The sequence below is a fragment of the Aliinostoc sp. HNIBRCY26 genome (assembly GCF_050235535.1).
Lineage (GTDB): Bacteria > Cyanobacteriota > Cyanobacteriia > Cyanobacteriales > Nostocaceae > Trichormus.
Genome location: NZ_CP189852.1, coordinates 4,384,621 through 4,406,140, shown reverse-complemented (window position 1 = coordinate 4,406,140; position 21,520 = coordinate 4,384,621). Strand labels below are relative to the sequence as shown.

Genomic DNA, 21,520 nt, shown 5'->3' with positions numbered 1-21,520 from the left:
TGCACCGATTTTGAGTGAGTTGTTGTAAATGTGATCAGAAATTGTCTGGAAGTTTTAATTTTTAGTTGTAAGTTGTCAGCACAGGGAATTGGTGAGTTAAACTAATTCCTTGAATTAAAATTTTTGAGGTATAAAGTGTGCTGAGAATGGTTCTCATGTCCAAACGCACCTCACTCTTGCTGATGGGAACTTTGAGTTTTTATCTAGTGGTGAGTGCAGCCGCACCAGCCTATGGTATGCACATTATGGAAGGTTATTTACCACCTGCATGGGCAGCTTTTTGGTGGGTAGTAGCTTTACCATTTATGATTTTAGGGGTGCGATCGCTCACACGCATTACCAAAGCGAACCCAGAATTAAAATTACTCTTAGCCTTAGCCGGAGCTTTTACTTTTGTATTATCAGCTTTAAAAATGCCTTCTGTGACAGGTAGCTGCGCTCATCCCACAGGTACAGGTTTAGGCGCGGTTTTATTTGGGCCTTTAGCGATGTCGGTGCTTGGTAGTTTAGTGTTATTGTTTCAGGCATTGCTATTGGCGCATGGTGGTTTAACCACATTAGGCGCAAATGCTTTTTCAATGGCGATCGCTGGGCCATTTGCCGCTTACTGGATTTATCATCTAATCATGCAGTTAACTGGTAAGCAAAAAATCGCCATTTTTCTCGCCGCAGCTTTAGCAGATTTGCTTACCTACGTGATTACATCTATCCAACTTGCATTAGCTTTCCCCGCACCCGTGGGTGGATTTATAGTGTCATTTGCTAAGTTTGCCGGAATTTTTGCCATCACTCAAGTTCCCCTAGCTATTAGTGAAGGATTATTAACTGTCTTAGTGTGGAACTGGTTACAGTCTTATACTCCTCAAGAACTCGAACTTTTGCGATTAATTAAACACAAACCTCAAAGTCATGAATCAATCTAAACGCAGAATCAGCAACTGGTTGCTATTGGGAGGGGTGGTGATTTTGGCATTTCTGCCGTTAATAGTAGCTCGTAATGCTGAATTTTTGGGTGCTGATGACAGAGCCGCAAAAGCAGTTACCCAAGTACAACCAGGATACAAGCCGTGGTTTCAGCCTTTATTTCAAATACCCAGTTGTGAAGTCCAAACATTTCTATTTGCGGCTCAAGCAGCTTTAGGTGCAGGGATGTTAGGCTATTTGATTGGTTTATCTAAAGGACGAGCCGAGGGACGAAATCATCGTCATGAACATTCAGATTGATACGTTAGCTTACACTAATAAATTACGGCGATTAGCACCAGGACAGAAACTACTGTTTGCGATCGCCTTACTCATTATCTCTAATTTTGCTCACCCACCAGTGCAGATTCTTATTGCACTATGGGTGAGTATCTGGACAATATTTTATGCAGGTATTCCTACCAAAATATATTTAAAACTAGTTTATATCCCGATTTTATTTTGGTTAACCAGTTTACCAGCTTTAGTAATTAATGGTGTCACAATTAATTACCTCAATACTATTCAAAATGATGTGATTAACGGTGTTAATATTGGTGATTATTACTTCTATATTAGCAGACATGGTATTGAGCAAGGATGGAGCATATTTACACGAGCGATCGCAGCTATTTCTTGCTTCTATTTTGTGATGTTAACCATTCCTTTTGCTGACTTATTAAAAACCCTCAGACGTATAGGTTTACCTATCTTAATTACTGACTTACTTTTACTAATGTATCGGTTTATTTTCGTCCTGTTAAATACAGCCTCAGAATTGTGGGTGGCTCAACAATCCCGTAGTGGCTACCGCACATTTAGTCTGAGCATGAAAAGTTTATCCCTCTTAATTGGACAATTATTACAACGCACTATAGAGAAATATCACCAAGTTTACCTCAGCCTAGAATCTAGAGGATTTAACGGCGAATTTCAAGTTTGGCACTCACAAAATTATTATCTATCAACACGCTATGCAATGGAAGCAATTCTAGGTTGTTTAATATTAATCGAACTAGAATGGAAAAGATATTTATTTTAAACTTGCTACTCTGTTTTGAGAGTGATGAGTGATGTTAGCGGAAGCGCGGCGTTTAGCCGGTGCTGAGTAATTAGTGCTGAGTGATGAGTGTGTCGTAATCAATTCTTTAATTTTGAATTTTGAATTTTGAATTTTGAATTGATAATTCCCCAATCCCCAATCCCTAGATGAATAAACCAGAAAAATTACTAGAGTTTCAGCAAGTACACTACACTTACCCAGGCGGACAACAGTCAGCCTTAAACGGTGTAAACTTGAGCATACCAGCAGGCAAAAAATGCGCTTTGATTGGCAAAAATGGCTGTGGTAAAACCACCTTATTTTTATTAGCTAACGGTTTATATAAACCCCATAAAGGGATTATATCTTGGCAGGGTAAACCTTTACAATATGACCGCAATTTTTTAATGAAACTGCGGCAAAAAATTGGACTTATCTTCCAAAATCCTGAACAACAATTAGTAGCCGCCACAGTCGAAGAAGATATTTCCTATGGTTTGTGTAACTTAGGATTACCATCAGCAGAAATTCAACAACGAGTAACACAAGCCTTAAATGAATTTAACCTCAGTGAACTAGCACAAAGACCAGTACATCATCTTAGCTTAGGACAAAAAAAGCGTGTTTCTTTGGCTGATGTCATGGTTTTAAAGCCAGAATTGCTATTACTAGATGAACCAACCGCCTATTTAGATAGACCCCAAACCCGCAATTTAATTTCAGTTTTGCAAAAAATTCATTCATCTGGCACAACCATACTCATGGCTACCCATGATTTAGATTTTGTTTGTAGTTGGGCGGATTGGGTGTTTGTGATGGATCAAGGACAATTGATTTTAGAAGGTAAGCCAGAAGATGTATTTGTACAACGCGAAATTCTGGAAGCCATCCAATTAGGTGTACCACTAATCTATGAAATTTTATCTGGTGAGCCTGTAGAGATGGAAAGAATTATATTAGAAAAATTTCACCAACGCTTAATAAATTTATTTAGTTAGTGACTCAACCGGAAAATTACCAAGAAAATGTCATCTTTATCGAAATAAATGTACTTTTAAAATTAACTTTTATAGAATTTTAGTGAAAAAATAAATAAAAATTAATAACTTGCTAAACAAGTACATTATTTGATGTAGATTTTATTGCCAATATTCCCTAAGTAACAGGCTAAAATCCCCCAATAGGGCATTGAAAACAAGTGGAAAATATTGTTTTTTATTAGTTTGATGCCTAAAATTGCACAATGAAATTGTGCAGAATACTACTTCTGAGACAGGGCATATTATGCACATACCTGATGGATTTGTTTCTGTGCCGGTAGCAGGTGCTACAGGTTTAGCAAGTTTTGTTGCACTATTTGTTGCTTGTGAGCGATCGCAACAGGCCTTTGGTGTCCGCCGCGCGCCTATACTGGGCTTAACCACAGCCTTTATTTTTGCGGCGCAAATGATTAATTTCCCCGTGGCTGGCGGTACAAGTGGTCATTTATTAGGGGGAACTTTAGCAGCGATTATTCTCGGTAGCCCTTGGGCGGGAATGCTTTGTATTGCTACAGTTTTAATTATCCAAGCAGTGTTATTCGCTGATGGTGGCATCACTGCCTTGGGAGCTAACATTTTAAACATGGCGGTGATTGGTGTTTGGGTAGGGTGGATATTAACCCAAACATTACAAAGGTTATTGGGAGGCGCAAAGGGACGCTTACCTTTAGCGGCGGGAATTGCGGCGGGTTTTAGTGTTGTGGTAGCCGCCATAGCCTGTGCAATTGAATTACTGCTATCTGGAACAGCATCCCTAGCCGTTTTACCAGCGATGGCTGGTGTACATATTTTGATTGGCGTGGGTGAAGGGTTAATTACTGGTGGTGTATTGGCTTATTTAGCAAAAGCGCGCCCAGATTTACTACCAGGGGAACAGGAACAGATGCGCGGTTGGGTAGTACCTATCGTTAGCATAGTGTTAGTGGCTGGTGTCCTATCACTTGCCGCCTCAGCTTGGCCTGATGGCTTAGAAAAGGTAGCAGAAAACTTAGGCTTTATCAACTTAGCCGAACAAGTACGGGTATCTGTACCCACGCCTTTAGCAGACTACGGAATTGAAGGTTTAGGAGTCATTGGTACAAGTATCGCAGGCTTACTAGGTGCGGCAGTTTGCTTTGCTGTCGCCTTCGGGATCGCTAAAGTGGTGCAGCCGAAGAATGCTTAGTTGGGGATTGGGGATTGGGGACTACGGATTGGGATTGGGGACAAGGGAGACAAGGAAGTATTTATTTCTCTCTTAGCACTCACTCAGCACTCATCACTCAGCACTCAGCACTTTTGAAATTTTGAATTGAATATGCCTTTACGCTTGCATTTATCTCTTGTGATTGTTGTGGGAACAGCCTTATTAAAGCATCATGCTTGGTATTGGCTGACTGTGTATGGCGCGATCGCTTTGATTTGGCTAGCAGTTTTACGTCCGCCAATTCGCCAAATGGGAGGGCTGCTAGGTACAGAGTTAATTTTCCTATCTTTAATTGCATTACCCTTGGGTTGGGAACGCGCCAGTTTTTTGTTAGTTCGTTCCCTCATCTGTCTCATTGTCATGAACAGTTTTTTATTAACCCTACCCCCCCATAGTTTCGGTATCGCCCTCAAAAGTCTACCTGTTCCCGCCGCCCTCAAAGAAAATCTACTCCTAGCTGGACAATACCTGGAAATCTTACTCGCAGAAGTCAAAAGGATGCAGCGTAGCGCGCAGCTACGCGGTTTAAATGGTGCATCAGGTTGGTTGCGCTATGCTAGTGCAGCAATGATCGGTAGTTTGTACATCCGTAGTCTCGAAAGGGCAGAACGTGTTTATGGTGCAATGGTAATTCGTGGTTACAACGGACAATTACCCGTAGATTTTAAATTCCAAGCTAAAGAACGTTTTTTGCTGCTGCTAGCTTGGGCGATCGCGATTTGTTTTACTCTCAGTTCCTATAGAGTTGTGAATTTTGAAATCTTTAACTTCTAACCCCCAAACTTCCATCCGTCACCCCAATAATGGCATCGTTGAGGTGAAAAATTTAGTTTACGCCTATCCCCATCAAGAACCTGTATTAACAGATATCTCCTTTAGTTTAAATGCAGGCGATCGCGTGGCTTTAATGGGTGCAACTGGTTCCGGTAAAAGTACCTTACTTGAAAATCTCATTGGTTTAAAACAACCAAAGTCTGGTCAAATTTCTATTAATCACATTCCCATAGCACCCCAAACTCTCCCCCAAGTCCGAAAGCAAATTGGCTTTAGCTTTCAAGATGCTAACGACCAATTATTTATGCCCACTATCCTTGAAGATATTACCTTCGGCCCCCGCAACTATGGCGTACCTCCAGCCATAGCCCGCGATCGCGCCCGTCAACTTTTAGCAGATTTTGGTCTAGCCGCCTACGCCCACCGTTCCGCCCACGAACTATCAGGAGGACAAAGACGATTAGCCGCCCTCGCCGCTATTTTGGCACTAGAACCACAAATTCTCATTTTAGATGAACCCACCACCGGGCTAGATCCCGCATGGCGGCGACACTTAGCCCAAGTATTATTAAATCTACCAGTGCAAGTTATATTAATAGCTTCCCATGAATTACATTGGTTAGGAAAAGTCACGCAACGCGCTTTAGTATTATCTGGTGGTCGCATCGCCATTGATAGTGAAATTCAACCACTTTTGCAGGATGGAGAAACTTTAGAAAACTTAGGTTTACCCATAGGTTGGTGAGTAGATGACCGTAACTACCTATAAATGGACAATTGAACGCTATCACCGAGCCATAGAAGCAGGTATTTTTGACGACCAGCCTATAGAATTATTACACGGTGATTTGATCCTGATGCCCCCAGAACGTGAACCTCACGCCTACTACAACTCAGAAGCAGCAGATTACCTCCGCACGTTGTTTGGGGAACAGGTAAAAATCAGAGATGCCAAACCCATCACCCTACCCAATGATTCTGAACCCGCCCCCGATATTGCCATCGTGAAACCTTTAGGCGAAATTTACCTAGAACATCATCCTTACCCTGAAGATATATATTGGGTGATTGAATTCTCACAAGCTACTCTCAGCAAAGACTTAAATGAGAAAAAACAAATTTACGCAGAAGCGGGAATTTTAGAATACTGGGTCGTCAATCTCAGAACTTTCCAATTACAAGTATTTCGCAACCTGCAAAATGGTCAATACACAACTGAAATAATATTGACCACAGGCACTATTTCACCCCTCGCCTTTCCTGATGTATTAATTCAAGTGCAACGCCTCATAGGTTTCAGAAAATAGGTACTGGGTATAGGCAAAGCACAACAAAACTAATGACTAATGACTTTCTAATTATCTAGATTCTGATACTCTCTAACTGAGAGTTGAAACTGGGGAATTTATGCAAAACGCACTACTCACTGATGCTAGTCAAGAAATCAAATTATTAGTGTTAGATATAGACGGCACAATTTCAGGAGAGTCAAACACCATTAGTCAACCCGTCAAACAAGCGATCGCCGCCGTTCAATCTCAAGGTATTGCAGTGGCGATCGCTACAGGCAGAATGTATCGTTCGGCACTACGTTTTCATCAAGATATAAATTCCACCTTACCACTCATGGCTTATCAAGGTGCTTGGATTCAAGATCCCAATAGCCAAAAAATTTACCAACATTCACCCGTATCTAGAAATATTGCGGAACAATTACTAGATTATTTTGAACAGCCAGCTTTGCGATCGCTTTTATCTGTCCATTTCTACATTAATGATCAACTATACGTGCGGGATATTACCCCAGAAACTCAAGCCTATGCTGCACGTTCTGGCATTACCCCCATTCCTGTAGGAGATTTACGTCAAACTCTAGCGACTGAACCCACCAAAATTTTAGCCTTGTGCGATGATACCAGCGTCATCAAAGATTTGTTAGGCAATTTACGCCGCCAATACACCCCAGCAGAACTTTATATGACAACCTCCGTTGCTACCTTCTTTGAAGCGACGAATGCCATTGTCAACAAAGGTAATGCTGTGCGTTACCTAGCAGAAGAAGTATTGGGGTTACAAAGCAATAATGTGATGACTATTGGTGATAACTTCAATGATTTAGAAATGCTGGAATATGCAGGAATTGGTGTAGCGATGGGTAACGCACCAGAAGACGTAAAAGCAATCGCCGATTGGGTAGCTCCGAGTGTAGAGTTAGACGGAGTAGCAACCGCCATTGAAAAATTGTTACTCAGTTGAGGAAAGCGGGTGAAGTTAAGATAAAGCTCACAACCCCTAAAATCAGAAAGAACACCGACGACTGGCCGTGTTTCGTCTCGGTGTTCCTGCTGGTTCGCTCCTCACACACCAGTTAATATAACTGAGGTCAATCAATCCGTCAATACTTAAATAGTAGTCATTAGGGAACAGGGAACAGGGAACAGGGAATAGTTTTTCTCATCTCTACCTTGTCTACCTTGTCTACCCTGTCTCCCCATGCCCAATGCCCAATTACTAAAGCTCAACTGGTGCATCAACTCCTAATTTCCCTATGAGTAACACCCTGAGAACGCATTGAGTCGCCATGACTAATCCCAATCTGGCTTGGGTAAGTTCTGGTGAGTTTGTCTTTACCTCTCCCCAAATGCGGCATTGACTCCAAAAATTTAAAAAAGCTTGACTCACATCCCAAGCGATTTTTTCCCAGTTGACTTGTCCAGGTTTCTCAGCACACTCTAATTCATCTACAGCTTTGATTAATTCCATGATTAAATAAATCTCGCTTGGCTGATGTAGGTGTAATTTGCGATCGCTATTGAGCCAAGGTAAGTCCTCTATTTTTACTAAACTTCCCAAATGTACACTTTCACCACTCGCTGGTAATTTTTCTTCTCCAGTGATCAATCCTTCTCGATGGGCTAACAATATTAATGAGTAACAACGTGCATGAGCATATTGAATGGTAAATAAACGTGATGAATTTTCAGTTTGTCTGTTGTCCGATTTGTTATGAAACCCTAACTTTAGCCCTAGAAAATGAAAATAACTTTTTGACGATCCAAAGGCAATACTTTGCAACCAATCTGCTAACAAATGATGTGTTACCTCAATGTGTACCCACCCAGGGGTAACTATTCGTGTCAGCAGTGTTCCGCCAGAAGTAGTAAATATGTGCTGTGCGATCGCGCTGGCTATTTCTTCTGTCACGGAATTATGAGATTTTGCCAGTTGCAACGCTACACCTGAAATATACAAAACTCGATTAGCATCTCTACCTTTATATAGAGGTATTTTTATATTTTTTATGGCTTCAAAACCCGCCCCAGATATATATGTATCGACAGCAACTATCAAATAGCTGTTTATCAAATGCTTGATAGCTGTATTTTTACTCACTCGTAGGTTTTAGTACACTGATATTTACTTTAAAAACTTTGTTGTAGAAATTACTTAAAGGAATGTCATCTGTCTTTAGATATAATATTCTTGTGAAGAGAGAAAAATGAGATTAGCATAAAATTTCATAAATATTAGATGAATAATATGTAAACTTTACTACCATCATTGTACAGTAAGAAGTATAACAAAATAGTAGGGCGCAAATTTGCTCTCTACTTTGTTTGATGGCTGGCGCTGTTAGGCGTTAGGCCTACTTCCAAAACACAAAGACACTCCTTGCACCTTAATTTATGTCGTCTTTGTCTTCAGCCGAACGCTCTTTGTTACCTATGCAATCTCCATCTTCCTTTTCTGAGGCATCACGCCCTTTTCTGACTTGGCAACGTATTCTTGACTGGGCGCAGGAACACTATCGCTGCCGCACCTTTAGCAAAGATGAGCGAATTCCAGCCCGTCCTGGATTGCTTTACTTGGTGCAAAGAGGTGCGATACGCATGGTAGGAACTGCCCAGGTAAGTGCTACTGCGAGTCAGTTAACTTCTCGTCGGATCAACAGAACTCCAGAAGAAGCTTTCTTGGGTTTTGTTGGTGCAGGACAGCCATTTGAAATTGTGGCTCAGTCACCCTTTACGCTGCAAGCTTATGCTCACGTTGACCAAACAGCAGTGTTGTGGATGTATTGGCATGATTTAGATAACTGGCCTCACTTCCGTCGTGAAGTCATGGATGCCTTCAAATACCAGCACCAGCGCAAATTGTTGTGGTTGAGTGCTTTGGGACAACGCCGTACTATCGACCGACTCTTAGGATTCCTCACTTTGTTAATTGAGGAGTATGGAGAGCCTGCTATGAGTGAAACAGACCCCGATGTGATTCGTGGTTATTGTCTGCCTTTCCCCCTCACTCATGCCCAAATTGGTAGCGCGATTGGTTCAACTCGTGTTACTGTCACCCGCTTGATGGGTAAGTTACGTCAACGTGGCTTAATTCTCACTCAAGGGGATAATCTGATTTGCCTGCCAGCAGAGTCAATTAACAGAGCCGGCTAAGAAAGTGTGATTGACCGTCTAGGGCATCTACAATGAGGAACTGCCAAACTGTTCAACAGCAATAAGAAACAGATGTTGGCTAATATTGACGGTCAAATAAAACAAATCAGTTCGCAAAGACCCGATCAATTTGCAGTAAGTCAGCGCCAGCAACACTTGCTTACTGCTCAAAGAACATCAATCTGTTTGACCACCACAAACAGATTGTGCTATCGGGAAAATCTCCAAATACTAGTCTCAATGTTCGATTGATGCCATTGACCAAGACTGCTAGGGAGGACAAGACAGCCTTCGGCGTGGTTAAGCACATAGCAAACTGAGTTCGCACCAACTGCCAATGCTACTTGAACATTGAGGCAATATTATTGGAGATAGTTAACAGATATTTTCTTGGCTGAATAACGTAGCACAAATCAAGTGATTCAGCATCATCAAACCAAACTAATTTCAGAAAAATTAACGCGATCGCCATGAGTATTATTTAGTCAGGCGATCGCTTTGCATTTTAGCAGCTTGTCAACCATCAACATTAGGTCAAATTAGACTGCTGCGATACTATTTTTATAATGTAAATCACATCACATAAACTTATGGAGCCAGACTATTTACCGACTGAGGTGATTTTAAATCATCCTCGTCGCTCCCTGGGTAAAGTTCAACTAGATTGGACACCCCAACCAGGGAACTATCTCGATTTAGAAGGTAAAACCTACGCAGTTTTAGAACGCCGCCATCGCTATCAATTCAAATCAGGACGTTATCGCCTATATAACATCGCCCTCTATGTACAGACTGCTCAAAGACCATCTGAGAAAAGTTTAGTGGCAGGGCGTTGGGTAGTTGGGGATGCTAGCTGTGTTTATAATGCCCATTCAGAAATTATTCGCTGTGCGGTTAATCCTAATGGGCCTTGCGAATCCTGTCGTTTTTATGAAGCCGTTAGCAATCTATCAAATTAAGTTAATCTCCATTCCCTAACATTTCACCAACAGTTAAACGCGTACCGTTAACAAAATCCCAACCTGATTGGGGACGTTTCCCAGCTAATTGAACCTCTCGCAACAGTAACAAACCTTCACCAGTTTGCACAATTGCACCAATTCCCTTGGCGATGCTAACTATCTCCCCTGGACTACCCGATATATTAGCCAAATTAGGTACTTTTTGAAAGATTTTTTGCAATTCTGGCGGTAGTTCATCTTTGTCAGCCGCGTCAAGGGGAACGGTGGCTGTAATTTTCAAAGTTTGGTCACGAAAGGTGGCTGTGCAGTTGGGATAAAACCCTCGAACTTGGTTATGCAATTGCATCGCGCTTTTTGACCAATCTAAACCATAGTCTTGCTTTTGAATTAAAGAAGCGTAAGTCGCTGCACTATCATCTTGCGGTGTAGCTGTAATCTCTTGATTTTGTAATTTGAGCAAGGTTTCAATTAATAAATCACCGCCAATTTCCGCGAGTCTAGCGGCTACATCCTCAGCATTATCTAACAAACCAATGGGTGTAGTTGCCTTGAGCAGCATTGCCCCAGTATCCATACCCACATCCATTAACATAGTTGTGATCCCTGTTTCTGGTTCACCGTTGTATATACACCATTGAATAGGTGCAGCCCCCCGATATTGAGGCAAAATTGAACCATGCACATTCACACAGCCCAATTTGGGCATATCTAAAATTTTCTGTGACAAAATCTGTCCATAGGCAACCACCACAAACACATCCGCCTCTAACTGCTGGAGTTTAGTCAAAGTTTCAGTATGTTTCTTGACTCGTTGGGGTTGCCATACGGGGATATGATGATTACTCGCCACAACTTTTACAGGTGAAGGGGTGAGTTTATTACCCCGTTCCCGGCGTTTGTCTGGTTGGGTGACGACTGCTAACACCTCGAACTCTGGGTGATTAAGTAATTTTTCGAGCGTAGGAACAGCGAATTGGGGTGTGCCAAAAAATACAATTTTCATAAATTAGTCAATAGTCCTTAGTCAATAGTCATTAGTTAGAGCAATCCCAATGTTTTGAGGCTGCGCCGAGTAATTTCGATGCGCGCCGGAAGGTCATCACTATTACGTATATCAATATTGGTAGCAAAGAAATATACATTATTTTTCTGCTCTAAATAGCCGACAAACCAGCCGATATTGGGGTTACGACGGGCAGCCCAGCCTGTTTTTCCTCGCAGTATATACTCTGGGGTACGTTCGTAAACCATAATATCTTGTACTAAATCCAAAGTCCGTTGTGAGAAGGGTAAATCTTTGCGCTGAAGACGTTGTAAAAACTCAATCTGTTGTCTGGGGGTAATTTGCAGTGGCCCCTCTAGCCAAAAGCGGTCAATTTGTTCTGGTGTCCCGATTTGAGCATCGCCATAACCGACTTGCTGGATAAATTGCTTCATCCTTTGATAACCAATTTTGCGTGCTAGCACCTGATAAAACCAGACTGTGGAATTTTTGAAGGCTTGACGAATGTTAGTGTCTTGATTCCATGAAGGCAATTCGCGCTGAATCCCATCCCAAGTCAAAACAGCAACATCATTGGGAATCACACCCGTTTCTAAAGCTACAAGAGAGTTGAAAATTTTAAATGTCGAAGCGGGAGAGAAGGCTTGTGAATTGCGCGGGGCGTTGTGTTGGTAACATTTATTGTTGTTGCGATCGCAAATCAGAATCGACCCTTTAACACCTAGTTGAGCAAATGAACGTCCTAAGTCAACATTAGCTACTGGTGCAGGTGTCTGATTTTCCTGAGATTTTGCAGGTATGGGCTGAAAATTGCTAATAGTTAAAAATGTAATCAGTATATAAAAAATAATCTTAATTGCTGGTGGTATCCGTCGAATTTTAGGCACAACTATGATTTCCTCACAAAACTGATTTACCACCAGTGATAATACAGCCACTATGCCTGTAGTGCCATGACCATAGATGCTCAATAGTCAATAGTCAATAGTCAATAGTCATTAGTCATTAGTCATTAGTCATTAGTCATTACTCAGCACTCATTACTCAGCACTCACCACTCATTACTCCCCAATCGTGAATAACTGTGTTCATCATGACAAAATCAAGAGTTTCTTGATACACTTATAATTGAATTTCCTAATGGAAAAGTTGATGTTAACGATATATGTAGGCGAAAACCTCATATCTTGGATGCTTTAATCAACTAATTCTCTGGGAAATGTTTTTTCCTGTCTATTCGGCGAAAAGTGTAGTTACTTTGCTCCAAAGCACAGCACTATCGCAATGATGAAAACTCCAGAAAGAATTTCTGCCCCAGGGTAGATGCTAATGGTGTTTTTCGGGTATTATATGTTGTGCGTCCGCTTTCCTAAATTTTAAAGTAACGCTTCACTCCAACCGTTATCGGGGACTTTACTGTTGTCGCCATTGTAAACAGGAAAGCCTCTCTTGGCTTATCTATGCTTACTCTTACCCCAACAGTTAAATCTTATAACTGATCTACCTTTGGGCTATTTGTGTGTTTAGTCCAAAAATAATTTTATTTGTCTTTAGGCTAGATCTAGTTCTGTCTAGGGCTAATTTTAATTACCACAAAAGAACTCAATTATAAGCAGTAACATTACTATGAATCTGCTCGTTTTTTAGTGGATTTTTTTAAGCAAAATTACTTAATTTGTATGGGGATTGATCAATTATGAAGACGTGTTTAAGTAAACATATCAAACTTTAAAAAAAAAATTTCATAAAGTTAGCAAAAACTTTGAGTTTGTTGTTATACCTGTAATCAAAGCCAGCTTTTTGTCAGATTTTCAAATATCGCTCCTCATACAGCAACCGCCCTTCTGGAGAGTCCACCCATGCTTAAACCCCTTTTGCTGTCAGGATGGTTCCGTGTGCAACCATTTTTTAATTATTTTGTTGTTTTCATTTTGATTGCGCCTTTGGTTGCTGCTTCTGGTCACTCTAGTTCAGCTAAGACATCAAAAGTGGTAGCAAAGATTGCGTCTGAGCCTGAAGAATCTGATATCGTTTCTCCAGAAAAAGCTGCTGTGAGTGAACCAGAGTTAGCCAGGGTACTAACCACAGAACCGACTAACTCACTGCGTCGAGAAACAGTAGTGGCATCTCAGGTGATTAGACCGCCAATGTTGCCAGCAGATGACATAACTGAGTCCTTGTTGGCTCAAGAATATACTAAATCTCATATTGATAATACTGTTGTTAATCCATTGGCAGATGTAGAGCTAGCACCATCGGTAACGCTAGAAAAAACACCAGCACAAAATAGGGTATGGCAGGAATCTGGTGATCATAATCTTTTGGCCGCAGTGCAGCCTTTACCAACTATCTCCACACCTCAAGCAGATGCAAATCAAGATGATGTACCTGTCAGTGAACCACAGCCAGAACAAGCTTCAGAACTACCGACTGATCCGATAGGGAGTCCTCACCCGATTCCTTGGCAGTGGATTGTCAGTACGCAAGAAGCCATCGGTTCTAAGGGGGTAACTGGGGTGCGTTACTATCGTAGTGTGCCTGTGGTTTCTCCTGATGGGAAGTACGCGGTTTACAGCAGGGTACAAATCGACGTTAAACCCGAAATGTATAACTCGAAAGTGACTAGTGTTCTGTTTGTAGAAAATAGAGAAACTAAGCAATTACGAGTGATGGCTTCTACAACTACCTTGCAAGACCCACTAGTCAAGACACAGACAACAACAGCCCCAGAAGATAGTAAAGAAGGTAAAATCGGGGTATTAGTGCCTGTGAGTTGGTCGGAAAAAAGCGATCGCTTCTTAGCACGTAGATTTGAAGGCGTATTTAACACTGGTGACTCTACTGACCAAGCGGTGATTTGGGATCGGCAGAAAAACCAAGCCAACACAGTCGCGCCGGCTCAAACCGAAGAAGATCATGAAAAAATTGCCGTGTTATTGGGTTGGAGTAAAAACGAACCCGATCACGTGCTGTTTCGTGCAGGCGAGATGGGAGAAGAAAACTGGCCTTTAGTGAAAGTAGCTATCGACGGTAAAACAGGAGCGACAACTGAGAGTGATCAGCCTGTAACCTTCGGTGACAAACTCTCCAATGTCTGGGCTGGTCCACAAGTTGCTTCACGGTAGCTGATACTAGCCTTGTCACATCAGTAGTCTGTGGCAAACAAGAAAAAGCGGTTACTAACTGTAGTAACCGCTTTTTAGTTTGAGTAATGAGTAATAAGTAATAAGTCAATACGGTTCAGTTAAGGTGGTGAGATTTAATTTCTCCATTTTTGCTCTGCCTATGAGACAATGAGCAAGATTTGGGGGATTCTCCCCCAAGCCCCCGATTGGGGGACGGTTGCGTCCCCCAAACCCCCTCCAAAATCATTTTTTCGTTTTTTGTTGAGTGATCATTTGCTGGCTTGGTTGAAATTTATTTTTCTTATCTGAACCGTAATAAGTAATAAGTAATGAGTGATGAATAAATACCCATTACTTATTTATTACTTGTTAATTAAAGAAAAGAACGCGGAAAATAACTTTTTTTCCTACTGCAAGTTTTAGTTTTACTTAACCGAAAAAGGACAGGATTGTGAATGAATCTTGCACCCCTGAAAAGGTACAAAATCAAAAGCCTACTGTGTCCCTAAGAGCCATTACTCAGTGCTTGGGAAACCTAGACTTGTTAGCTATTCTCCTCTCCTTTACCTCTCTATTTGATTGGAGAAATTAGCAAACAAAATCTCCGCGTACCCAACCTACTACGTTGCGAAACGATACTTGATACCAATACTGACCACCATAAGGATAATCTGTAGAATTGATTACGCTAACGACTGCTCCATTTGGAACTCGGTATACTACACTATAACCAGTTCCCGGCCCACTACGCATATTTAAAAGGCCACCTCTATCTCTTGTACAAACACGAACAGTGTTACTAAGCAATAGACGTTTGCCGGTTTGAGGAGAGCTATAAGTATTAGAATTATGACCATTTAAATTAATTGGAGCAGCAGTTGCTGGTAAAGCAGAAGTTGCAAATACTGTGCCAATCATGAGAGAGATGAAAATCTTAGACATTGTATATACTTCCGGGATAAAGTGAAAAGTTTGAAATGCTTAACTATTGACAGCAAGAAATTAGGGTTGATAGGTGAAAAGGAAACTTATCAACCGATTTAATTCCTGTCTACTTACTAATCCAATGCACCCTTTATGCCTGTTGCATAAAGCATAGACATCAACCTTTCTAGGATTAGAATGTAGTTCTTAATTTCTCTATTTCTCAAATTTATTCGTTGATTTTCGTCATTAACATCCGAACGATTTCGTATTTTATTGAAAATCAATAAAATTACTTAAAAAATGTATCTATTAGCAAATATTCGTATATTAATAGAGGTTAATAAATAAGATTTGAGTAATTTAATTCTTGAAAACGTTGTTATTTTATGTTTTTGTAGAGAACAATAATTTCGTGTAAGTCTTTTAACACAAGAGTTTCAAGACTTGCCTTTTAATTTATATCGAATGAAAATAATAATAATTAACTATATATAAGATAAGTCAGTACAAATACAAATAGTGTTTCAGTATATTGAAGGTTTTTATATGGAAATCATATTTGATTTCTGCAAAGCTAAGTACACTTTTATTCCTTCTTACTTCCTGTCCCCCGTTCCCGTTCGGCTGACGCTCACGGCGGAAGCCTGTTCCCTGACTACGCAAATGACTTTAGGAATAAAAGCAGATTTCTATATCTAAGTAAAGCCTACTTAATTCGATTGATATCAGTAGGAATGCAAGGTTTTGTATACCTAAGTGCGTATTTTTATAAAAAATTACTGTAAATAATTACAGAGTGTTATTAAAACAGTTAAGTAGCCATCATGAACTGCGTACACCAGAAGACATGAAAAAGTCTTTCCCTTACACCCCTATACCCTTTACCCCTAAACCCCTTTTTCAATAGTGTGGTGTTACGGCGCACCAATAATTTCCACCAATTGGTGTGGCGTTTTGCTCTCGGATTTTACTCAAGACTGTTCACTGTTAAGTGTGATACTGGCTAATATACACTCTGCATAGAAATTTAGGGTGATGTTTCACTCCTTTCCAATTCGGGTATAGCTTCTTTTACTCGTCGGATGGGTAAATTAGCAATTAAAGCTGTAGTGCGTTGATTGCTTTCCAGGGCAAACTCTAGACTTTCTGTGTCTAATTCTACATAGCGGCAAACTACGTCTAAAATTTCCCTACGCATTTTTTCGAGGGTCTGAGCGTCTAAATCGGCACGATCATGAGCGATTACCAATTGCAAGCGGCGTTTGACTTGGGAGCGACTGGTATCGGGACTACGTGAAAACAACTTGTCTATTAATTCGAGGATCATTGCTTGTAGGTGTGCGGAGACTGAAAGTTAAATTTTGGTGCGTAACAATTTTCGCAAACGGGTAAATATATTCTCGTGGGGTGTATCCAGGTCGAGAAAATCGATTGTTTCTCCTTCCAATCTCCGCGCAATGTTTTCAAAAGCAACAGCCGCCAAAGAAGGGGTGTCAGCTAAGACTAAAGGTTCGCCACGATTGGTGGAAACAATTACACGTTCATCATCAGGAAGAACGCCGATTAAGGGTATAGCTAGCAATTCTTGAACATCCTGCACGGACATCATATCATTAGCCCGTACCATTGCTGGTCTGATGCGGTTGATAATGAGGTGAACGCGTTTGATACCTTGAGCTTCTAATAAGCCAACTACGCGGTCAGCATCGCGCACGGCGGAAATTTCGGGAGTGGTAACGATGAGGGCTTCTTTGGCTGGGGCGATCGCATTTTTAAAGCCGTTTTCAATCCCCGCCGGACTATCAATAATTACGTATTGATACTTTTGTGAGAGTGCATTCACCAATAACTTCATCTGTTCTGGTGTAACTGCATCTTTGGTACGGTTTTGGGCTGCTGGTAGCAGTACCAGGTTGGGTTGACGCTTATCTTTGACTAAGGCTTGTTCTAAGCGACATTCTCTAGAGAGAACTTCTACTGCTGTGTAGACAATCCGATTTTCTAAACCTAAGAGCAAATCTAAATTCCGCAGACCGAAATCCGCATCAACTAAGGCGACTTGGCGACCCATTTTAGCGATCGCCATACCTAAATTTGCGGAAACAGTAGTTTTACCCACACCTCCTTTACCGGAGGTAATGACAATAATACGAGTCATGATACAAGTGCGCTGGATGAGGGTTAAAGAATTATATTAAATGTATTTATGGTGTTTGATTAATTCTAGTGAGTAGGTTTCTAGAAAAATCAGTAGCTTTGACGATGCGGATTCCCCTATCAGTGATGTGTGCTACTTCTGGGAAAAATTGCGTTGGTAATTTTTCTGGTGATCTAGCAACAGCGTCCGCAATTCTGAGCTGGGTGGGTTCCATGTGTAGTGACATAATTAGACACTCACGATTTCCCGATGCACCAGCATGAGCTACACCCCGGAGACGACCCCAGACTAGGATATCTCCGTCTGCCACTACCATACCACCAGGATTGATATCTCCCAATAAAATTACTGTACCGGGGTGACGAATTTCTACACCAGAACGGACAGTCATTTCTATGTATAAAGCATCAGCTTGGGGGTTAGCGGTGACTTTTGGTTCGGAAGAAAGGATGGTTTCTGGTTGTAATTGTTCTACAGAGTAACCTGATGTGACTGCGGCGATCGCAGTTTGGCGGCGGCTAGTGGCGACCGATTTGAGATGTAGTTGGGCTTCACTAAAGGTTTCAGCGAGTTGTTGCAGTTGTCTGGTATCTAACAGGCGATCGTGTGCTATTAAATGCACGGCAGTATTCTGTGTGCGGAGGCGATCGCTTGCCATTAAGCGCAACTTTAATTGTTGCCAAATATCAGACCAAGCAAATTCTGATGCCGGAACTTGTAATTCTGTCGGTAAAATTACTAACAGTTTTCCTTCTTCGGTCTTGAACTGGACTTGAATGTCATTTCTAGCTTGATTTTCCACAAAATCAATAGCATCGAGATCCAATAAGTCAGTATCAGACTTAGGTGTTGTTTTGGTAGCATCAGTTTCCGCATCACTGGGAGGTGCAGTTGGCTGTTCATTTGAGCTAACCGTCTGTGGTTTTCCATCACCAGCATCAGAATTTGATTGGAGATAGAGAAGTACGGAATCTAGTTCGGCATCTGGAATAATCGAGTTAGAGTCTTCCTGAAAAACGCCGGAATTTACATCTTTAATCGCACTATTGGTAGTAAATTCTGCACTAACTGAGGCAGAATTCGGCTCTAAATTGGGGATAGCAGAATCAGAACTCATGCGGCTCCAGCCAAAATTAAACAGATAAAGGGAGTGGGGACTGGGTATAAAAAAGTCAAAGATTTTTATCTTTTGATTAATAAGTGGCTTTTGCCTAGTTCCCGGCTGATCTCTTTTACACCCTGACACCCCTGTTGCTCGAAAGAATTGGTATAGTTACCAATATTAAACTAGTTGCAAAATACGGCAACATTTTCACTTAAGTATTTTTCGTTAATCTTTTGTAAACTGTTGCCAAGGCTTCAGCATCTCCCACATTACCAGGAAATAAAACTACGGGTAAATGCGGAAATTGCGGATGATCGCTAGGGGTAATTACCATCGAACAGCCTGCTAAAATTTGACCTAGTAACCGCGCTGATGTGAGTTCCAAGCCTGTACTTAAAACATCGTTGGAAGTGATTCCACCTTTGCTAATTAGAAAACCAATGTCAGAGGGTAAGCCTTGGACAATATCCATTAATAGGCGGGAAACCCTCAAGCCAAATTGTAAGCGGGTGGTGACATCAGGAAATTGCAATTCCTGGCGACTGGTGTAAACTACTGGGGTTTTACTGGTGTTGTGTACTTGGTGAATCTGATCTAAAACTTCACTGAGGAGTGTGGTAGCTGTGTCTGTTTGGTTATCTAGTAACCGCGAGACATTCACCTCAATTCCCACAGTTCCAGATGCTTGTAGTAGTGATTCTAGCTGCTGGGTGGTTTTCTTCACATGAGAACCAACGATGACTGCGCCTGGTTTACCTTGACGCACATACTCCGCCATATTTTCGGCGGCGATGGGTTGGGGTGGTAAAGCGGCTAAAGCAGTTAAAATACTGGCTGCACTGCGGAACAAAAAACGTTTACCTTGACTGGCGGCGGTTAAAATATCTACAGCAAAGCGATTTAGATCCGCTTGCGTTTCGCCATCAACGACACAGCATTGATTACCTGTCAGTTGCAGTAAACGTGCTGAACTACCACTGCGGATATCAGCAAGTAGAAATCTTTCCACCTCCAACTCAGAAATACGTCCTTGGGTTTTTTCTTCTACATACTTAGGTAAATAGCTGTGGTGGTAAGCAAAAACCGAATCCCGTGCAAACTCAGTTTCATGAACTGGGGTAGGTACACCATCAATTATCAAGTAATGCACATTATCACGGGTGATGCGTCCCCCTTCAAAGAAAGCCGGAACCAGGAAATGAGCATCGAAAGAACCAAGTTCTTGAGCGATCGCATCAGTTTCAATGGGATAATGTCCCCGCAGAGTCGAATCAGAACGACTCACCACCAAAAAATCAGTCACACCCTCAGCCGCTAAAGCCACCTTCAGGTTTTGACATACTTCTTTTGTTACCGATGCGGCTGATTCTGGCGGTAAGGATCGAGTATTAGTCAAGACAAAGAAAATCGGCGCATCATCCCGTAACCCCAACCGTAAAGTTTCCACATCCCAACGCATTAACAACAAACAGCTATGTACTGTTTGAGAACCAGTAGGATCATCATCCAAGACAATTATTTTAGGTTTGTTATTTTTAGTCATTAGTCAATAGTCAATAGTTATTAGGGAACAGGGAACAGGGAACAGGGAACAGAATTTTAAATTTTGTAGGCGCAAGCCAATGCTTGGCAACGCTACCGCGAACCCGTAAGGGTATTTTGAATTTTGAATTTTGAATTTTGAATTTTGAATTTTAAATTGTCACCTATTCCCTGTTCTGCGTGCTTGCACATCCAAGGCAATCTGCAATACTTGATTTAAAAGTAGAGAGTATTCACTAGCCTGAGTATTAGCTTGTAAGGCTTGGATATTTGTCAAATTATTGACAGATAAATCTTCTTGATTAGCAAACAGTTTTTTATTATCCCGCAAAAGGCGATCGCTTTTGAAAGCGCGGACTAAATCTTCTCTCAGGAGTTGCAAGCCAGTAATCACTCTATCTCTATCATTGAGACTATCATCTAGTTCACCTGAGACTGCCAACTGATCATTGACATCGACAGCGACAATCAAGGCATGGTATTGATCAACTGCATCAAATAGCTGGGTGAGACTTTTGGGAATCTTGAAACGTGAAGAGAGCGATCGCCCCAGGATGACCACAAAAAATACTATGATGAAGAGAAGAATTCCCTGGGGAATTGCTGAACCGATGGTGGGTAGGATAATTAAACCATAGACTAAGCCCACAGCCACAGCAGCAATAATCAGTGATGTCAAAATTTCATTCTGCCAAAATTTTAAGCGTTCTTTAGAACTGGCGATCGTTGCAAGTCGCAAAACTTTATCGGGAGACACCCCACTCAAGCGTCTCAGTTCTCCCTTGCTAATTTCCAACCCTATCAAATCCGGCTGCACAACTGGAAGCTCCTGATAAAGTGCAAGTTGCGTCTTTATTTTAGTGCGGTTTGGGGTTGGTATTGACGCTTCACTAAAGACAATTTAGCCCACATAGGAATTAGTCAGCATGGGATTGTCATCATTAATAACTTGGGAATAATAAATTATTGATTAATAGTTCAAAAATATGACTCAAGTAAAACGAGGGATTTTTGATTGGATTGTGTTGGGTCTAATATCAGTTTTTACCCTTATGGGGTTAGTGTGGTGGATTTTGCAACCCACCCCAGAAACTAAAGCTGAATGCTATCAAAGAGTTTCCAACGAAATCACATCCCGTAAGAAAGCTTTGGGTGAAACAAGTATTAAAGACCAGCAAGAAATAGAAGCAATCGCCTCTGAAATGCAGTTGAAGTGTCGCTAGATATAGGTTGGGTTAAGCGTGGCGC

22 protein-coding genes are annotated in these 21,520 nt (G+C 41.4%); 13 read left to right on the top strand and 9 right to left on the bottom strand.

Features of this window, described 5'->3' with window-relative positions; genetic code table 11:
- Positions 1–182 precede the first annotated feature (182 nt).
- From ACQFX9_RS18705 to ACQFX9_RS18665, 9 genes are all read left to right on the top strand, one after another.
- Positions 183–923, top strand: a complete 741-nt coding sequence (locus tag ACQFX9_RS18705) for an energy-coupling factor ABC transporter permease (RefSeq protein WP_427162937.1) — start codon at positions 183–185, stop codon at positions 921–923.
- Positions 910–1,224, top strand: a complete 315-nt coding sequence (locus ACQFX9_RS18700; RefSeq protein WP_427157589.1) for an energy-coupling factor ABC transporter substrate-binding protein — start codon at positions 910–912, stop codon at positions 1,222–1,224. The genes ACQFX9_RS18705 and ACQFX9_RS18700 overlap by 14 nt, the downstream gene beginning before the upstream one ends.
- Positions 1,208–2,005 carry a cobalt ECF transporter T component CbiQ gene (gene cbiQ, locus ACQFX9_RS18695; protein WP_427157588.1) on the top strand — a complete coding sequence of 266 codons (798 nt, stop codon included), beginning with the start codon at positions 1,208–1,210 and terminating at the stop codon, positions 2,003–2,005. The genes ACQFX9_RS18700 and cbiQ overlap by 17 nt, the downstream gene beginning before the upstream one ends.
- 167 nt (positions 2,006–2,172) lie before the next feature.
- Positions 2,173–3,003, top strand: a complete 831-nt coding sequence (locus ACQFX9_RS18690; protein WP_427157587.1) for an energy-coupling factor ABC transporter ATP-binding protein — start codon at positions 2,173–2,175, stop codon at positions 3,001–3,003.
- Positions 3,004–3,289: 286 nt separating this feature from the next.
- Complete coding sequence (locus ACQFX9_RS18685) at positions 3,290–4,210, top strand: energy-coupling factor ABC transporter permease (RefSeq protein WP_427162936.1); 921 nt, start codon at positions 3,290–3,292, stop codon at positions 4,208–4,210.
- A 132-nt stretch (positions 4,211–4,342) separates the two neighbouring features.
- A complete protein-coding gene (locus tag ACQFX9_RS18680; RefSeq protein WP_427157586.1) occupies positions 4,343–5,005 on the top strand; it encodes an energy-coupling factor transporter transmembrane component T family protein in 663 nt (220 codons plus the stop codon).
- Positions 4,986–5,750 (top strand): energy-coupling factor ABC transporter ATP-binding protein, encoded by a 765-nt coding sequence (locus tag ACQFX9_RS18675; protein ID WP_427157584.1) that lies wholly within the window; start codon positions 4,986–4,988, stop codon positions 5,748–5,750. Before ACQFX9_RS18680 ends, ACQFX9_RS18675 begins: the two co-directional genes overlap by 20 nt.
- A 4-nt stretch (positions 5,751–5,754) precedes the next feature.
- On the top strand, positions 5,755–6,312 hold the full coding sequence (locus ACQFX9_RS18670) for a Uma2 family endonuclease (RefSeq protein WP_427157582.1): 558 nt from the start codon (positions 5,755–5,757) through the stop codon (positions 6,310–6,312).
- Between the two features lie 100 nt (positions 6,313–6,412).
- Entirely contained in the window at positions 6,413–7,261 is an 849-nt protein-coding gene (locus ACQFX9_RS18665) for a Cof-type HAD-IIB family hydrolase (RefSeq protein WP_427157580.1), read from the top strand.
- 255 nt (positions 7,262–7,516) lie between these two features.
- On the opposite strand, the gene ACQFX9_RS18660 is transcribed toward ACQFX9_RS18665, so the two are convergent.
- Positions 7,517–8,398: a DALR anticodon-binding domain-containing protein gene (locus ACQFX9_RS18660; RefSeq protein WP_427157578.1), complete on the bottom strand. Its 882-nt coding sequence runs from the start codon at positions 8,396–8,398 to the stop codon at positions 7,517–7,519.
- Positions 8,399–8,691: 293 nt separating this feature from the next.
- Between ACQFX9_RS18660 and ACQFX9_RS18655 the strand changes: the two genes are divergently transcribed.
- Both ACQFX9_RS18655 and ACQFX9_RS18650 read left to right on the top strand, forming a co-directional pair.
- Positions 8,692–9,450, top strand: a complete 759-nt coding sequence (locus tag ACQFX9_RS18655) for a Crp/Fnr family transcriptional regulator (protein ID WP_236144656.1) — start codon at positions 8,692–8,694, stop codon at positions 9,448–9,450.
- Between the two features lie 590 nt (positions 9,451–10,040).
- Entirely contained in the window at positions 10,041–10,409 is a 369-nt protein-coding gene (locus tag ACQFX9_RS18650; protein WP_236144658.1) for a DUF6464 family protein, read from the top strand.
- A gap of 1 nt (position 10,410) precedes the next feature.
- On the opposite strand, the gene fmt is transcribed toward ACQFX9_RS18650, so the two are convergent.
- Positions 10,411–11,415 carry a methionyl-tRNA formyltransferase gene (fmt, locus tag ACQFX9_RS18645; protein WP_427157577.1) on the bottom strand — a complete coding sequence of 335 codons (1,005 nt, stop codon included), beginning with the start codon at positions 11,413–11,415 and terminating at the stop codon, positions 10,411–10,413.
- Between the two features lie 35 nt (positions 11,416–11,450).
- A complete protein-coding gene (blaOXA, locus tag ACQFX9_RS18640; protein WP_427162935.1) occupies positions 11,451–12,293 on the bottom strand; it encodes a class D beta-lactamase in 843 nt (280 codons plus the stop codon).
- A gap of 981 nt (positions 12,294–13,274) precedes the next feature.
- Between blaOXA and ACQFX9_RS18635 the strand changes: the two genes are divergently transcribed.
- Positions 13,275–14,540 carry a hypothetical protein gene (locus ACQFX9_RS18635; RefSeq protein WP_427157575.1) on the top strand — a complete coding sequence of 422 codons (1,266 nt, stop codon included), beginning with the start codon at positions 13,275–13,277 and terminating at the stop codon, positions 14,538–14,540.
- 588 nt (positions 14,541–15,128) lie between these two features.
- On the opposite strand, the gene ACQFX9_RS18630 is transcribed toward ACQFX9_RS18635, so the two are convergent.
- The 6 genes from ACQFX9_RS18630 to ACQFX9_RS18605 all read right to left on the bottom strand — a co-directional run bounded on the left by ACQFX9_RS18630 (position 15,129) and on the right by ACQFX9_RS18605 (position 21,089).
- A complete protein-coding gene (locus tag ACQFX9_RS18630; protein WP_236144662.1) occupies positions 15,129–15,482 on the bottom strand; it encodes an SH3 domain-containing protein in 354 nt (117 codons plus the stop codon).
- Between the two features lie 1,012 nt (positions 15,483–16,494).
- Positions 16,495–16,794 (bottom strand): cell division topological specificity factor MinE, encoded by a 300-nt coding sequence (gene minE, locus ACQFX9_RS18625; protein ID WP_103136043.1) that lies wholly within the window; start codon positions 16,792–16,794, stop codon positions 16,495–16,497.
- A gap of 27 nt (positions 16,795–16,821) precedes the next feature.
- Positions 16,822–17,625: a septum site-determining protein MinD gene (gene minD / locus ACQFX9_RS18620; RefSeq protein WP_236144663.1), complete on the bottom strand. Its 804-nt coding sequence runs from the start codon at positions 17,623–17,625 to the stop codon at positions 16,822–16,824.
- 46 nt (positions 17,626–17,671) lie between these two features.
- Positions 17,672–18,742 carry a septum site-determining protein MinC gene (gene minC / locus ACQFX9_RS18615; RefSeq protein ID WP_427157572.1) on the bottom strand — a complete coding sequence of 357 codons (1,071 nt, stop codon included), beginning with the start codon at positions 18,740–18,742 and terminating at the stop codon, positions 17,672–17,674.
- A gap of 199 nt (positions 18,743–18,941) precedes the next feature.
- Entirely contained in the window at positions 18,942–20,273 is a 1,332-nt protein-coding gene (locus tag ACQFX9_RS18610) for a four-carbon acid sugar kinase family protein (RefSeq protein WP_427157571.1), read from the bottom strand.
- A gap of 159 nt (positions 20,274–20,432) precedes the next feature.
- A complete protein-coding gene (locus ACQFX9_RS18605) occupies positions 20,433–21,089 on the bottom strand; it encodes a hypothetical protein (protein ID WP_427157570.1) in 657 nt (218 codons plus the stop codon).
- A gap of 169 nt (positions 21,090–21,258) precedes the next feature.
- Between ACQFX9_RS18605 and ACQFX9_RS18600 the strand changes: the two genes are divergently transcribed.
- Positions 21,259–21,495: a hypothetical protein gene (locus ACQFX9_RS18600; RefSeq protein WP_427157568.1), complete on the top strand. Its 237-nt coding sequence runs from the start codon at positions 21,259–21,261 to the stop codon at positions 21,493–21,495.
- Positions 21,496–21,520: the final 25 nt, after the last annotated feature.